Origin of the sequence: Glutamicibacter sp. JC586 (genome assembly GCF_009805585.1) — a bacterium.
Lineage (GTDB): Bacteria > Actinomycetota > Actinomycetes > Actinomycetales > Micrococcaceae > Glutamicibacter.
Genome location: NZ_VHIN01000017.1, coordinates 153,166 through 167,698, shown reverse-complemented (window position 1 = coordinate 167,698; position 14,533 = coordinate 153,166). Strand labels below are relative to the sequence as shown.

Annotated in this window: 15 protein-coding genes; 11 read left to right on the top strand and 4 right to left on the bottom strand. The window is 55.1% G+C overall.

Going from position 1 to position 14,533, the window contains the following annotated elements:
- Positions 1-24 precede the first annotated feature (24 nt).
- The 8 genes from FJV47_RS12745 (at position 25) to FJV47_RS12710 (ending at position 6,512) form a co-directional block, all read left to right on the top strand.
- Entirely contained in the window at positions 25-852 is an 828-nt protein-coding gene (locus FJV47_RS12745) for a methionine ABC transporter ATP-binding protein (protein WP_235026457.1), read from the top strand.
- 16 nt (positions 853-868) lie between these two features.
- Positions 869-1,585, top strand: coding sequence for a methionine ABC transporter permease (locus FJV47_RS12740; RefSeq protein ID WP_159613607.1), 717 nt, complete (start codon positions 869-871; stop codon positions 1,583-1,585).
- Positions 1,586-1,627: 42 nt separating this feature from the next.
- Positions 1,628-2,500, top strand: a complete 873-nt coding sequence (locus FJV47_RS12735) for a MetQ/NlpA family ABC transporter substrate-binding protein (RefSeq protein ID WP_159613605.1) — start codon at positions 1,628-1,630, stop codon at positions 2,498-2,500.
- A 93-nt stretch (positions 2,501-2,593) separates the two neighbouring features.
- The gene (locus tag FJV47_RS12730) at positions 2,594-3,811 is read left to right on the top strand and encodes an acyl-CoA dehydrogenase family protein (protein WP_159613603.1); all 1,218 of its coding nucleotides are present in this window, start codon (positions 2,594-2,596) and stop codon (positions 3,809-3,811) included.
- 2 nt (positions 3,812-3,813) lie between these two features.
- The gene (locus tag FJV47_RS12725; RefSeq protein ID WP_159613601.1) at positions 3,814-5,232 is read left to right on the top strand and encodes an NtaA/DmoA family FMN-dependent monooxygenase; all 1,419 of its coding nucleotides are present in this window, start codon (positions 3,814-3,816) and stop codon (positions 5,230-5,232) included.
- 104 nt (positions 5,233-5,336) lie between these two features.
- The gene (locus tag FJV47_RS12720) at positions 5,337-5,753 is read left to right on the top strand and encodes a CoA-binding protein (protein ID WP_159613599.1); all 417 of its coding nucleotides are present in this window, start codon (positions 5,337-5,339) and stop codon (positions 5,751-5,753) included.
- A gap of 11 nt (positions 5,754-5,764) precedes the next feature.
- Positions 5,765-6,184 carry an MmcQ/YjbR family DNA-binding protein gene (locus FJV47_RS12715; protein ID WP_159613597.1) on the top strand — a complete coding sequence of 140 codons (420 nt, stop codon included), beginning with the start codon at positions 5,765-5,767 and terminating at the stop codon, positions 6,182-6,184.
- A gap of 4 nt (positions 6,185-6,188) precedes the next feature.
- Positions 6,189-6,512, top strand: a complete 324-nt coding sequence (locus tag FJV47_RS12710) for a putative quinol monooxygenase (RefSeq protein ID WP_159613595.1) — start codon at positions 6,189-6,191, stop codon at positions 6,510-6,512.
- Positions 6,513-6,593: 81 nt separating this feature from the next.
- Here FJV47_RS12710 and FJV47_RS12705 read toward each other — a convergent pair whose 3' ends face one another.
- The 3 genes from FJV47_RS12705 to FJV47_RS12695 form a co-directional block, all read right to left on the bottom strand.
- Entirely contained in the window at positions 6,594-8,993 is a 2,400-nt protein-coding gene (locus tag FJV47_RS12705) for a bifunctional UDP-sugar hydrolase/5'-nucleotidase (RefSeq protein ID WP_235026456.1), read from the bottom strand.
- A gap of 212 nt (positions 8,994-9,205) precedes the next feature.
- A complete protein-coding gene (locus tag FJV47_RS12700; RefSeq protein ID WP_159613592.1) occupies positions 9,206-9,415 on the bottom strand; it encodes a hypothetical protein in 210 nt (69 codons plus the stop codon).
- A 167-nt stretch (positions 9,416-9,582) separates the two neighbouring features.
- Entirely contained in the window at positions 9,583-10,293 is a 711-nt protein-coding gene (locus FJV47_RS12695; RefSeq protein ID WP_159613590.1) for an HNH endonuclease family protein, read from the bottom strand.
- 215 nt (positions 10,294-10,508) lie between these two features.
- Here FJV47_RS12695 and FJV47_RS12690 point away from each other — a divergent pair, with 215 nt between their 5' ends.
- On the top strand, positions 10,509-11,111 hold the full coding sequence (locus FJV47_RS12690; RefSeq protein ID WP_159613588.1) for a hypothetical protein: 603 nt from the start codon (positions 10,509-10,511) through the stop codon (positions 11,109-11,111).
- A 163-nt stretch (positions 11,112-11,274) separates the two neighbouring features.
- On the opposite strand, the gene FJV47_RS12685 is transcribed toward FJV47_RS12690, so the two are convergent.
- Positions 11,275-12,444, bottom strand: a complete 1,170-nt coding sequence (locus FJV47_RS12685) for a siderophore-interacting protein (RefSeq protein WP_159613586.1) — start codon at positions 12,442-12,444, stop codon at positions 11,275-11,277.
- A gap of 270 nt (positions 12,445-12,714) precedes the next feature.
- On the opposite strand from FJV47_RS12685, the gene FJV47_RS12680 reads away from it, so the two are divergent.
- Both FJV47_RS12680 and FJV47_RS12675 read left to right on the top strand, forming a co-directional pair.
- Positions 12,715-12,999 (top strand): zinc ribbon domain-containing protein YjdM, encoded by a 285-nt coding sequence (locus FJV47_RS12680; RefSeq protein ID WP_235026455.1) that lies wholly within the window; start codon positions 12,715-12,717, stop codon positions 12,997-12,999.
- Positions 13,000-13,125: 126 nt separating this feature from the next.
- Positions 13,126-14,508: an FAD-dependent oxidoreductase gene (locus FJV47_RS12675; RefSeq protein WP_235026454.1), complete on the top strand. Its 1,383-nt coding sequence runs from the start codon at positions 13,126-13,128 to the stop codon at positions 14,506-14,508.
- Positions 14,509-14,533: the final 25 nt, after the last annotated feature.

The window sequence follows — 14,533 nt, the reverse complement described above, 5'->3', positions numbered from 1 at the left end:
TCTTCTTTGCGTTGGACGCTCCGCATGACAAGCAGTAAAGGAGCGATGATGATTCGTCTTGAGAACGTAACTACAACCTTCGGCAAAGGCCAAGAGCTATTCACCGCCGTTAAGGATGTCACTCTCGATATCCAGGCTGGAAGCATTCACGGCATTATCGGATTTTCTGGTGCCGGGAAATCAACACTTTTGCGCAATATCAATTTGCTGCAGCGTCCAACCTCGGGCCAGGTATTTGTTGACGGTGTAGAGCTCACTGGCCTGAGCGAAGGCGATCTGCGCAAACAGCGTCATGACATCGGAATGATCTTCCAGCACTTTAATTTGCTCAATAACCGCACTGCGCAGCAGAACGTCGAACTGAACCTGAAGTTTGCCGGGGTGCCCAAGAAGGAACGTCGAGAACGCGCCCTAGAAGCACTGTCCATCGTGGACCTTGCCGATAAGGCCAGCGCCTATCCAGGCCAGCTTTCTGGCGGACAGAAACAGCGTATCTCCATCGCTCGCGCGCTGGTGACCGAGCCCAAAGTTCTGTTGTGTGATGAGCCAACTAGCGCAGTGGACCCGCGAACCACGACCTCGGTGCTCCAATACCTCAGCGACATCAACGCCAGCCTCGGTATCACCACGGTGATCGTGACCCACGAAATGAACGTCATCAAGGCCATCGCCGACAAAGTCTCTGTCATGGAAGACGGTGCAGTCGTTGAAGAATTCGCGCTGACCTCGCTGCAAGATCCAAGCTTTGAACCAATAACGCCTATTGGTCGCTACTTGATCAGCGATGACATTACGCTAAACCGCCAGCCTAAGCAGGCGAACAACCTCGCCGCCAACGTAGCCCGCGTATAGAGAACCTGGATTACCAATGAACTTCACTTCAGTAGTGCTAGCCACGAGCAACGGCAGTGCAGCAGCTTTCAGCTTGGACCGGATCATCGAATTGGCCCCGGAAATCTGGGTCGCCATGGCACAAACCTTTGCGATGCTGCTGGTGGCCATCCCCATCGCCATCCTCCTAGGAACCCCGCTGGGCATCTGGCTCTATTCAATGTCGCCCAATGGATTGCGTCCGCGTCCCAAGCTGCACCGGGTGGTTGACGGACTGGTTAATACCATCCGTTCCTTCCCATTCCTGATCCTGCTGATCGCCATCATTCCGTTCACGCGATTTGTCGTGGGAACAACCATCGGCACCGCGGCGGTCATCGTGCCACTGACCATCAACGCGATCCCGTACTTCGCCCGCTTCGTGGAACAGAACATCAGCCAGCTGGGCAACGGCGTGGTTGAAGCCGCCCAAGCCATGGGCGCTACCCGCGGGCAGATTATCCGCGAAGTGCTGCTGGTCGAGGCCAAGCCGGCATTGCTGTCCTCCATCACCATCATGACCGTCAGCTTCATCTCCTACTCGGCTATGGCGGGCCTGGTCGGAGGCGGAGGCATCGGTGACTTCGCCATCCGCTACGGCTACTACCGCTATGAAACTGGGGTCATGCTGCTGGCCATCGTTCTGATGATTCTGCTGGTTCACGCAGTTCAATTCATAGGAACTCGGCTCTCTCGTGCCGCCGACAAACGCTAACTCTTAACCGATCCAACTCGCACTTCGTCAAAGGACAACATCATGGCATTATCCCGTCGCACCTTTTTGACCTTCACCGCAGGTTCCGCCGCTCTGCTCGCACTGACATCCTGTGGCTTGGCAGGCGGGCAGGCTGCCGGGTCAGGCGATAAGACCATCAAGATCATCGTCACCGAATCGGCGCCATCTCAGGAACCAACCAAAATTGCCCAGAAGCTTTTGGCTGAGAAGGGCTGGACCCTCGAAGCTACCTATGTCACCGACATCGTGCAGCCGAACCACGTGGTCTCCAACGGCGAATACGACGCCAATTTCTTCCAGCACGGGGCCTACCTTGAGCAGTTCAAAAAGGACCAGAACGTCGATGTCGAGCCGGCCTTCTACATGTACAGCTCGCCGGCTGGCGTGTACTCCAAGAAGTATGACGACATCAAGGACCTGCCTAATGGCGCGACCATCGCACTGCCGGTGGACACCGCCAACAATGGCCGCGCGCTGGCCCTACTGGATAAAGCCGGGCTCCTGAAGGTCACCGAAGGTAAGAGCGTCATCCACTTGTCGCAGAACGATATTCTAGAGAACCCCAAGAACTTTAAGTTCGTTGAGGTGGATCAGCAGTCGCTGTCTAAGACCCTTCCAGATGTTGACGCAGGATTCCTCTTTGCTCGTCTCGGCGCGGAAATCGGTCTGACTCCGAAGGATGCTCTGCTCTTTGAAGAAGAAGAAGACGCCCTACCGTACATCAACATCATCGGCGCCAAACCAGGATTCACAGACACCGAAAAGGGTAAGGCTTTGGAAGAGGCCTACCACTCGAACGAGGTGCGCGACTGGTATGCAAACTACCTCGACGGCGCCCTGGGCACTCCATGGGATCGCGATCTGGAAGCTGACTTCGCTACCTGGAACAAGTAGGGAATCGTCCCCGCGATGGTGCATAGCGACGTCGTGGGGACACCGCATTTTTGATCTTTTACCCGAATCATCCACGTTCTGCAGGGAGAACCAATGACGATTATCGCCACAGCAGCCACCGAATCTCGTTATCAGCAGCTGCTGGATCGCTTCAGCCCTGTCTTTGCCAAAATCGCCGAAGGCAGCCGCGAACGCGAACAAAACCGTATCTTGCCCTTCGAACAGGTCAAGTGGCTCAAGGATTCCGGATTCACCACCTTACGTGTTCCTAAAAGCCATGGTGGATCTCCGATCAGCCACGAACACCTCTTCCGTTTGCTGATCGAGCTGGCAGCCGCGGACTCCAACATTGCGCATTTGTTGCGCAGCCATTTCTCGTTCGTCGAAACCATCTCCCTGCAGCCAGCAGATTTCCAGGCCCGTTGGTTCCCCAAGGTGTTGCAGGGACAAATCTTCGGCAATGCAGCGACCGAACGTGGTGGCAACGCGCTGGGCACCACCAATACCAAGCTGGTTCAGACGGCTGACGGATGGTTGTTGCGCGGAGAAAAGTACTACACCACCGGGTCGATTTTCGCGGATTGGGTTGTGGTCATGGCGACCACCGAAGGCGTGGAAGGGCGCCAGTACGCCATCGTTGATCGTCAGGCTCAGGGCGTTCAGATCCTCGATGACTGGGACGGCTTTGGTCAGCCACTGACCGGAACGGGCACCGCGATCTTTAGCGATGTTCTGGTGGATCCGCACAACATTATTCAGCGTAAGGTGGCGTCCACGCTGGAACCGGCGTTTTTCCAGCTGTGCCTGCTTTCGGTGCTCGTCGGCATCGGCAAGGGCGCGCGCAATGAGGCAGCCAATATCGTGTCCACCAGAACCCGTACCTTTAACACCGGGTCCGGCGCATTATTCAAGGACGATCCGCAGATTCAAGAACTCGTAGGTCGCTTGGCGGCCAATGTGTTCGCCGCGGAGTCCATTGTCGTCACTGCGGCCCGGGAACTGGATGCAGCTCTCGATCCTGATCTGGCTTTGGATCCAGACGCTGCGTATCTTCGCGCAGAATTGGCAGTTCAGCAGGCCCACGTGGCAACGCCCAAGCTGATTTTGGACGCCACCAGCGAACTCTTTGACGTCACCGGCGCCTCAGCGGTGTCCACTTCCAAGTCGCTAGATCGTTTCTGGCGCAATGCGCGCACGGTAGCGACCCACAATCCGGTGGCATTCAAAGCACGCTCAGTAGGGGACTACTTCATTAATGGCACGGTACCCACCGGGCTGAACTCCATCGGAGAAGCTAAGGCAGGCAACTAATCATGGCAACTTTCCAAGAACGTCCGCGCTTGCTGCTCTCAGCATTCCTGATGAACACCTCCAGCCATATCCTCGGCGGAATGTGGCGACACCCAGAAGCTCAGCAACACCGATTTAACGAATTGAACTTGTGGGTGGATCTTGCCAAGAAATTGGAAGACGCCAAATTTGATGCGCTGTTCTTCGCCGACGTGGTGGGCCTCTACGGTGACCACGAAGGTGGTTGGGCCTCGCATGTGCGCAAGGGATTGCAGGTTCCTAGCCATGACCCGTTGGTGCTGCTCTCCGCGCTGGCTGCTGGAACCAAGGACATTGGTTTGGCGATGACTAGTTCGGTGATTCAAAGCCACCCGTTCCAGTTTGCGCGCCAGATTTCCACTTTGGATCATCTGTCTCAGGGCCGCGTCGCTTGGAATATCGTGACCAGCGTGCTGGAGAACGCTCACCGAAATTTTGGTGGCAAGGATCTGGTCGCCCACGACGACCGTTACGGTTGGGCCGAAGAATATGTGGAAGCCGCTTACAAACTGTGGGAAGGGTCGTGGGAAGACGATGCACTGATCGCCGATAAGGAAGCTGGCCTTTACGCTGAGCCGAGCAAGGTCAACAAGATCAACCATCGGGGCGATTTCTATTCGATCGACGGCCCGCATCTAGCCCTGCCCAGTGCACAACGCACACCGTTCCTTTTCCAAGCTGGTTCCTCTGCCCGTGGTTCGCAGTTCGCAGCAACCCACGCTGAAGCGACTTTCCTCTTTGCCCCGCACGCGCAGTATGTGGCCAAGAAGAACGCGCAGCTGATCGAGAACCTCAGGACAGCCGGACGCACGCGTGAAGACATTAAGGTGTTCGCCGGCTTGTCCTTTGTGGTTGGTTCCACCGAAGCTGAAGCCAAAGCGCTGGAAGCCGAATACGATGAGTACCTGGACCTGGATGCGATTGTTGCGCATATCGGTGGCGGTCTCGGGGTGGATCTTGGCGGAATGGATCTGGATACTCCGCTGGGAGACATCCAGACCCAGGGAGCCCAAGGAGTGCTGGAAGCAGTCAAGGCATCGGTGCCAGGCGGCAACCCGACCTTGAAGGATCTGGCCCACTACCGGGCGAAGGCCCAGCAGATTGTTGGCACGCCAGAGAGCATCGTTGATGAGCTGGAACGCTGGCAGGATGCAGGGATTGATGGCCTGAACATCATGAACCACGTGCTTCCGGGGTCCTATGACAACTTCATTGAAGGCGTCCTGCCTGAGCTGCGTCGCCGCGGGTTGGCGCAGAGCGAATATCATCAGGGAAGTTTGCGTCAGAAGGTCTTCGGCCGCGGTGATTACCTGCCGGAAAACCATCCAGCGGCCCAGTTCCGCGGCGCTTTTTCGGAGCTGAGCGCGGCCCAGACCGAGGCAGCAAACCAGCTTCAGGGCTAAGGGAATGAATCCGATCGGGACGGTGAAGACTAACTATCTTCACCGTCCCTGACGGGTTTATCTCACGGCGGCATCCGCGCTCATTCCCGAGTAAGGTGATGTGCATGGAGCACAGCCATGTAAACGATCCTGCAGTGATACGCCGCCTGTTGAGCACGTCGGGGCGGTGGGCTGTTGTCGGGCTGACCAACAATCCTTCGCGGGTGGCACCTTCCATTGCACGATTTCTGCGTGATGAGTTATCCATGCGGATCATTCCGGTGTCGTTAGATGCCCAAAATGTGCTGGGGGAGCAAGGGTATGCACGCCTAGCCGATATCCCTGGACCCATCGATGTGGTGGACTGTTTTGTGAATTCTTCAAAGGTTGGCGACATCGTTGATCAAGCAATCAGCGTCGGCGCGAAAGCCATCTGGATGCAACTGGGAGTGATCGACCATGCGGCAGCCCAACGTGCCAAGGACGCGGGCTTAGAGGTAGTGATGGATACCTGTCCCAAAATTGAATACCCATTTCGGTAGCCGAGGTGAGCATGAATAAAAACGAAGAACATGAAGCACTCGAAGCGCAATGGGCACAATTATGCCTGAGCCTGCCCTGCTCATTTGTCGATTATCCATTTGGACCGGAGTACAAAGTCTTTAAAGTCGCGGGCCGGGACAAAGAGAAGGCCAAGATGTTTGGCCTAGTAACGGACGTTCGCGGTGAACTCGTCCTCAACTTGAAATGTGAACCTGCGCTGGCAGACCAGCAGCGTAGCGAGCACCCGGAAATCACCGCGGGCTATCACATGAACAAGAAGCATTGGAATTCAATTCGCGCAGGTCTAGATGTTGAATTGGTGCGCGAACTTATCGAGGATTCCTACGATCTTGTGGTCGATGGCATGCCACGACGGGACAAAGAATACATTCGAATACAAGACACCATTAAGAACGGAGCTATAGACTAGAGACATGTACTTCATCGTTGTTAAATATCAAGTAAAGCCTGAAAACACCGAGAACTTCATGGATCACGTTGCAGAGTTCACCCAGGCCACCCGCGCCGAAGAAGGTAACCTCTGGTTCGATTGGTCTGTGAGCGTGGAAGACCCTAACGAGTTTGTTCTTGTTGAAGCCTTCCGTGATGACGAGGCAGCTGCTGCCCACGTCAATTCCGCACACTTCGCAGCTGGCATCGAGTCTATGCGTCCGCTGTTGGTGTCCACCCCTAAGATTGTGTCGCGTAAGGTTGACGGCCAAGATTGGGAACCAATGGGCGAATTGGTCATCGACTAATTATCAGCAAATAGAAGGGGGTGTGCCCACGAGTTTGAACTCGTGGGCACACCCCCTGTCTTACGTCTGGTGGCTTTAGCGTTAGGCTTTGCTACCGAAGCGACGAATCAAAAGCAGGATGATACCTGCCAAAACGACGATTCCTGCAACGATGCCAATCCAGCCTGCGGTGAAACCGGTGTTGGCCAGATCTTCATTGTCTTGCTGCTGAGAGTCATCCTCGGAATTGTCCTGGGAGTCATCCTCAGAAGGAGGCGTGGAGCTGTCGGTAGGTTCCGAAGATTCCGTTTCGTCCGTTGAAGGAGAGGTCGAATCTTCGGTCTCGGATGGCTCAGGGGATTCAGTGTCATCCTCGGATGGGGAAACTGAAGCCGATGGTGTAGGTTCGGCTGGAACAGCAACCACGGTGAATCCGGTCGAAATATCTTCGCGCTGTACCTGGGAGATCACTAGCTGGTAATCGCCTGCTTCAACAGCGGAATCGACCGGAAGGTTGAACGTGGTGGTTCCGGAAGCATCTGCCACCGGAATATCCTCAACCTCAACATCGCCGTTGAAAGCTGACGCCGAAATCTGCGCGCCTTCAACCAAACCGGTAACGGTCACCGTGGCCGATTCGCCAGCGGTTACCTCAGTTGGCTCAACTGAAACCTTGGCCCAGTCGGTGCCAGCAACTACTGCGCGACCCAGCGGTGAAGGGGAGACAACATCATGAGCCTTGAAGAAGTTCACTGTTGCATCAAGATCAACTTGCCCCGAATCAGCATGGCCGGTTCCTTCGGCGAATGCGGTGAAGTTATCTCCTCCGGTAGCCAAGAATGCGTTGGCAGCTACCCGGAAGGTTGCTGATTCATCCAGTGGTTCACCGTTGAAAGTGATCTCCTTGATGTGTTCACCAGCTGGAGCGTCGTCAACATAGGTGTAGGACAGGCCTTCAGAGATGCCAAGCTGTAGCTTGCTACGCTCTGAACCGTCTGGCTGCCACTGCTGTTCCAAGGCCTGACGGATCTGTGAACCCTTGAGGTTGAAGGTGATCAGCGTATTGGCGAAAGGCTGTACTTCTGCAGCGTTCTGGTAGGTGACGGTGCCATCTTCTCCGTAGAGCAAATCAGCACGAAGTCCACCGGCGTTCATGAACGCAATCTGGGCCGGCTCTCCAGCAAAGTCATCATTGGATGTAGCCCATAGGTGAATATCTGCCACCGTATTGCCCAGAGTGGATTCAACACCTCGGTCAGAGCCTGGTACTTCACCGCCGCGCAGGATATCTTCGGAGATTTCACCAATCTTCTTGCTGCCGACTACTTCGGCTTCAGCCTGAGCGGTCTCAACAATCTGGGCAACGGTTGGATCAGCAGTGTAGTTAGGGGTGTAGGAACCGTCAGCACCCTTGGTGGTCAGTTCCAGTCGTTCAGCGCTTGAGCTTAAAACGTCACCGGTTGCCGGATCCACTTCGAGGCTGACCTTGCCCAAGGTGGTGCCGTACTGGTGGGACTGGATTACTGGGCGCTCGCCGGCTGGCCCTGCAATAGGGCAGTCATAGGAGTTGTGAGTGTGTCCGGAGAAGATTGCGTCAATCTTGCCGCTGGCCTTGCGGATGAGCTCTCCGTAGGCAGTGTCTTCCTTGGCAACGCTTTCGCAGTTTGCGTTGGCTGAGCCATTGTGAGTCAACAAAACAATGACGTCTGCTTCGCCGTTGGACGCATCGCCATCGGTGAGCTGGTCAGCAACGCGGTTGGCAGCTTCAACTTCGTCGCCAAAATCCAAGCCTGAAATTCCGCTAGGGGAGACTAGGGATGGGACATCTTCGGTGACAGTACCGATGAATCCGACCGAGAGTCCGTCGACTTCACGGATTGCGTACTCCTTGAGGGCTGGAGTTTTGGTGCCGGCTTTGTAGACGTTGGCGCCGAGGGTGAAGTCGCCACCGGCTTCACCGGTTGCCTTGGCGTAGCTGTCGGTGACGCGCCCGGCGAGGTCGTCAAAGCCCTTATCGAATTCGTGGTTGCCCACGACTGAGACGTCCAGGCCAGCGGCGCCCAGCGCTTCGATGGTTGGCTCATCCTGCTGGGAAGCGGAAGCGAAGGTCGATGCTCCGATGTTGTCGCCAGCAGAGAGGAACAAGGTGTTGGGGTTTTTGGAACGTAACTGGGTGACGGCACCGGCTAGAACGGCGGCCCCCGCTGAATCTCGGTCTGCCGCAATGCGTCCGTGGAAATCGTTAATGCCTACGAAGTCCAGAGTTAGCGGATCGGCTGCAGCCGCTTTGGCGGTGTCTTCAGTTGAGGTAGCCGAAGAGTCAGAGCCTGTGCTGCTGGCACTCGCAGTAGGAGTGGCAGTCGAGGTGGTTGCCGTTTCTGCCGGTGTTGCAGTTGCGGTTGCCGTTGTCGTGACTGTGCTGCCGGGACTAGCGGTTGGTTCTTCAATCGGAGCCGCTTGAGCACCAGTGGTGCCGGCGGTGACGAGTGATAGTGCAGCCAAGGATGTAAGGCTGAGTTTTCGTATCTGCCTGAATGCAGACATAGATGCTCCTAAGAGTGACGAGAGTGACAAGTTACATATCTATCGCATCTATGTGAACCTGTCGATGCCTCGATGTTAAATTGCGGTGAAGGCCGACAGGTTCTCGTGGTTAAATAATCCAAGCAATGCACCAGGTCCGTGATGGCGCATTGCTTGGAAAAATTGCTCAGTTAGCTTCGACGTTTCTTACGTGCTTCAGGGCAGGTCGCCGATGAGGCTCCCACAATCGCTCCAAGAATGAGCATGGCCGCCGCAATGAAGAAAATCGTCGAAACCACCCAGCAGGCCATAGCTGCTTCGCGATGCGAAGTGCTTAGAGCAAAAGCAAAAAGACATGCGCTGGTCAGCAACAGAAGAGCACTGAAAATCTTCGTCTTCATTGATCGCCTTCACAGCAGAGAATTTTGCTAATGGTCAAAGCACATAATGGCCATTGCTTTGAATAACATCAATACTGCCAGAGCTCCATCGATTTGACTATAGTCCTTTAGGAGGATTTATCTCCACTTTCGTTGAGCTTCATTGCGTCGATGGGGTACGCCGAAGTTTATTTTGTGCAAGAGGTGAGTAGCCGTTCGATGGTGTCATGCTCGGCCTTGGTCATCCATGCTCCATACTTCGCCTTGACTTGAGTCTGACGCGAAACATACTCGCATCTAAAACTCTTGTTCGGTGGCAACCAGGATGCAGCGTCCTTGTCGCTCTTTGAACTATTGGTCGGTCCATCCGAGGCCATGAGGTTCAGAGGGTCATTAGCAAATTCGAACCGCTCTTCCTTGCTCCACTTTTGTGCGCCCTTTTGCCACGCGTCAGACAATGCAACCACGTGATCAATCTGAACCGCAGTGCTGGTGTTCTGCCCGCGAACAAAATTGATAGTTGTACCGGTATACGGATCATGGAAAATACCGCTGAGCACAACGCACTGTTTAGCTTTTGACTTGTACTTCACGTCAACTAGATCGCGTCCAAGAATGTCGTTGCGCGCATCGCAACCGTTGTGGTCCGGATCTTTCCAGCCTTTGCTGAATTTCTCCCGTTCATACCCCGTCTTTGGTGCGCGTCCCTTGATGTCGATATCGGCCAGTAGGTCTAGGGCTTTTGAATAGTCCGCTCGTTGTGCGGCGGTATTAGTGGACGGAGCCGCGTTGGCATCGGGTACACGGGATAGTTCCAGTGAATCTAAGCTGGCACAACTACTCAGGGTCAGCGATAGAACAACAAAAGCAAGGGCAAGGGTGCGACGCAGCAAACGCATGCGGTGGTACGACTCCTGGGGTTGGTGGTTAGGGCGGAAAGTGTCCCGTAAGAAACTATATGAAGTGCGCCGGACTATTTGGTTGGCTTTTCGCCGTGTTCAAGTGTGAGATCGATATGAAAACGCTGGTGAGATGAGTATTGATAGGCATTGTTTGTCCAGAACTGTTGACATAAGCTCGGTGGAAACAATGTAGTGGGTCATCTGGAGGTGCCATGAAGCACGCAGTCCTATCGCCCCTCTGCCTTGCCTTACTCTTGGGCATGACCGCCTGCACTACTCCTGTCTCGCAACTCAAACGTCCGCAGGAGCCGTCGCTTCAGAGCAACACTGATGGTGGCGGTCAAGTTGAAACATTCCAAGGGACAGGCGACGAGAACGACCCGCCTGAATTCGGCGAACCTATCCTGCCCATCATGATCAGCTTTGGAGAATCGATCCGCCAGATGGATCTGCTCCTAAGTACTACCGACGAAATCGGGCAAGACATTTTCGAAGCCCATGGCTACGAATCCGCGGTCAGCACGGCCAATACCTTCCAATTTGGTGCTCAAGCAGGGGTGCCGGTGGAGATTTTGACTTCACGTGTTGAGTACGGAACAAAAAATCTCGTCAAATATGCCTGCCAAGGAATGGGCGAAGTCTTAGTTCAAATTTCACTGAACGGTAAGGAGGTGGTTCAGGGATCGGTCCATTGCGGCATTCCTGCTCACGAGACCAGCTTCGAAGTTAAGGCACCTCGGGGAAGTGAATTGACGGTTAGCCATCAACCTTCGCCCCAGACGCGTGGGATCTTTGAACTGGCGCTCTACGACTAGTGCTGCGTTGACGGCACTATCAGGGAACCGACGGCACCCTTTGCGAAGACGAGCGTCGGCCCTTGAGGCGCTGGCGCAGAATTTTGCATCAGCACTGCTCACAGTCTTCAGTCCAGCGCTTCTAAGCTAAAGACTGGTTCGAATAGGTGGTTGCCCTCGGATGCTACCGACGCAACCGGCCTTCGCGCAGCGTCCAATACGAGGAAATGTGGGACGAACGCTTGTTCAGATGCCAGTACTCGGTAATTCGGTTAATGGCCTTGATCGTGGACCGTTCGGCGTGCGCAATGACGCCCACTTGCCCAGCGGGAAGGGGCAGCGATTGGAGTGCTAAGGGCAGAACGTTGCTTTTGCCTGCGGGTACTGCATCTCTAGACAGCCAGCGTATAACAAAGCCTTCTGGATGTTTCACGTCAAACGTCGCATGGTCATCGGCTACCTCCAATAGCGCAGTCCCTTCCGCATCGGATGGAAGCGCCTCTAATACTTTGGATATGGCAGGTAGGCCCGCTTCATCAGCGGCGAGTACGTAGTAGTCGGCGGTCAGCGATAGCGAGGCCTTGCTTCGAGCCGACGAGATGACTAAGGGATCGCCCGGCTGTGCCAAGCTGGCCCAATAGCCGACCGTTCCAGGCTCACCATGCACCACAAAATCTATGGCCAACTCGTTCAGTAGCGGGTCGACCCAACGTACAGTGTATGACTTGGAACGAGGTACCTGTTCACGAGGCAGTCGATGGCGCAGAGCGCGCACATCATAGGGAGGAGTAAGGCCCAGGGATGGGTCGGCGACAAAAACCTTGACGTACTCATCCAGCGCAGAATTGGAACGATATCCATCGAGATTAGGAGCGCCGGCGATGAGTCGGACTAGCTGATTATTCAGACGTTCCACGCGGGTAATCGTCAAAACATGCTGATCGACCGTGGCTCGTGGGGTATCAAGTAAACCCAAAGGTGGCGAGTATTTCGCCAGTGGTTCTTCGTGGGTGGCGGCCGAAGTTTCTAGGTCCGTGGATCCCAGTAGGTCAGGGGCTGTCGACCGATGCTGATGACTGAACGAAGTGCGGAGAGTTTTCTCTAGCACCTTGCGTGCTGCCAGTAACGCAGCAGCTGCCCCGGCGCGGTGGGCTGCTGCAAGGAGTTCATCAGTTTCTTGCTCGGTGAGGAACTGGTTCGAGGAGATATTTCGATACAGTTCTTCTTTGGCCACGGCGTAGCCGGCTTTAGCTCCAGCTTTCTCAGCTAGGGCTAGAATTTCTAGCGTCAATCCCTCTTTGGGGGAGACAGAGAACGAGGCCGAGTAGCCGCGGTGCTTGTAGTGCTTAGACATGTTGTGCCCCTTAGCTTAGCTATCGCAAGAATCAGCTCCTATGTGTGAGTATGAGCGCAAGATGGTGTGCAAAACAAGTGGTTATAAAGCCGAAGGCAGCTCTTAGCCCAAGAAGTTTTTAATAGCTTGATGTACGGCCTTGGACTAGGGCTGTTCGATATTCGATCCATTCGAAAATGCCAGTTCTGAGTAACTAGAATTAGCCCCATGTCTGATTCTTTGCCTCCGTGCCCAAAGTGCTCCAGCGAGTACACCTAAGAACTTGATGCGTTGCTGGTTTGCCCTGAATGCGCGCATGAGTGGAACGCCGAAACTGAGGAATCGGCACCAACCGAAACCGTCATCAAGGACGCCGTAGGTAACGTCTTGCATGACGGGGATACCGTCAGCATTACCAAGACTATGAAGGTCAAGGGTGCCCAGAGCGCGCTGAAGGCCGGATCCAAGGTGCGCAATATTCGCTTGGTTCAGGGCACTGGTGACCACGACATCTTCGCTAAGGTTGATGGCTTCGGTCAGATGGAACTGAAGTCTTCCATCGTGAAGAAGATCTAGCACCCTCATTACTTACTGCAGGCAGCCCGTTTCCCTATAGAGACGGGCTGCTTTGCTGTTGACTCGGCTATCGGTCTGCGACCAGACTCAAGTTGAGAGATGGAAGCATGGGCAAAGGGGACGAATGTGGGTACCGAAAAATTAGCTGATCAGCTCGATACCATCGTTATCGGTTGGGGCAAGGGTGGTAAAACGCTGGCCGGAGCCCTAGCCCGATCCGGTGAGAAAGTAGCCATCATTGAGCAATCGGACCAAATGTACGGCGGTACATGTATCAATATCGGCTGTGTTCCGACCAAGACGCTGATTCACGATGCGCAGCAGCACGGCAGCAACATCCCGGATGCCAAATATTTTGAGGCGGCCGTGCAACGTCGCGACGAACTCACCACGAAGTTGCGTGCCAAGAATTACTCGATGCTCAACGACTTGGACTCCGTGCTGGTCCTCACTGGCCACGCAAGCTTCAGCGGACCTAAAACTATCAAGGTGCGCTGCGGGGATGAAGAACTTGTGCTCAGCGCCCGACGCATCGTTATCAATACCGGGGCGCAACCAGCTGTCCCGAACATCGAGGGTGCTGAAACCGGTGGGCGAGTGCACGACTCCACAAGTATTCAACATGCGCCCTTGCCGAAGTCGCTGATAGTTGTCGGTGGCGGTTACGTAGGTATCGAATTTGCCTCAATGTTTGGTCAGTTCGGCAGTAAGGTCACCGTGCTTGACCGTGGGCAGCGTGCGTTGTCCAAAGAAGATGCCGACGTGGCCAGCGAAGTACTCTCCTGCCTTCACGACGCCGGCGTGGCCATCGTCAGTCAAGCTCAGGTCACGAAAATAGCGCAGGACTCGACATCAGCAACAGTCAGCTATGACGTCGCAGGAAATGAACAGCAGGTTTCTGCTGACGCGGTGCTCATCGCTCTCGGCAGAGTTCCAGCGACCCGGACGTTGAATCTTGAGGCCGCCGGAGTACAGGTTGGTGAGCGCGGTGAAATAGTGGTGGACGAGTTTCTGGCTACCAGCGCCGAGGGCGTGTATGCCCTCGGCGATGTCACGGGTGGGCCACAATTCACGTACGTGTCTCTTGATGATTATCGGGTATTGGCCAATCACTTGCTGGGCGATGGAAGCCGGACTACCAAAGACCGGGTGGCTGTGCCGTACACCATCTTCTGCACGCCACCGCTCTCGCGGGTGGGACTGAGCGAAGATCAGGCAAAGGGCCAAGGGGCGGACATCAAGACCGCCGTGAAGAAGGTGGCCGCCGTAGCTGCAATGCCTAGACCAAAAATCGTTGGTGACCCGCGGGGAATCATCAAGTTCGTCGTTGATGCGAAAAATGATCAAATCTTGGGTGCTGCGCTGATGCACGTAGATTCTCAAGAAGTGATCAATCTGGTGGCCCTCGCGATGCGACAGTCAATGACGGCAAGCCAATTGCGGGATCAGATCTTCACGCACCCGTCCTCGACCGAAGCTATAAATGAGGTACTCGGCGAAGTGCGCTAGGACGAGTCCCGGATGAGCAAGCCGG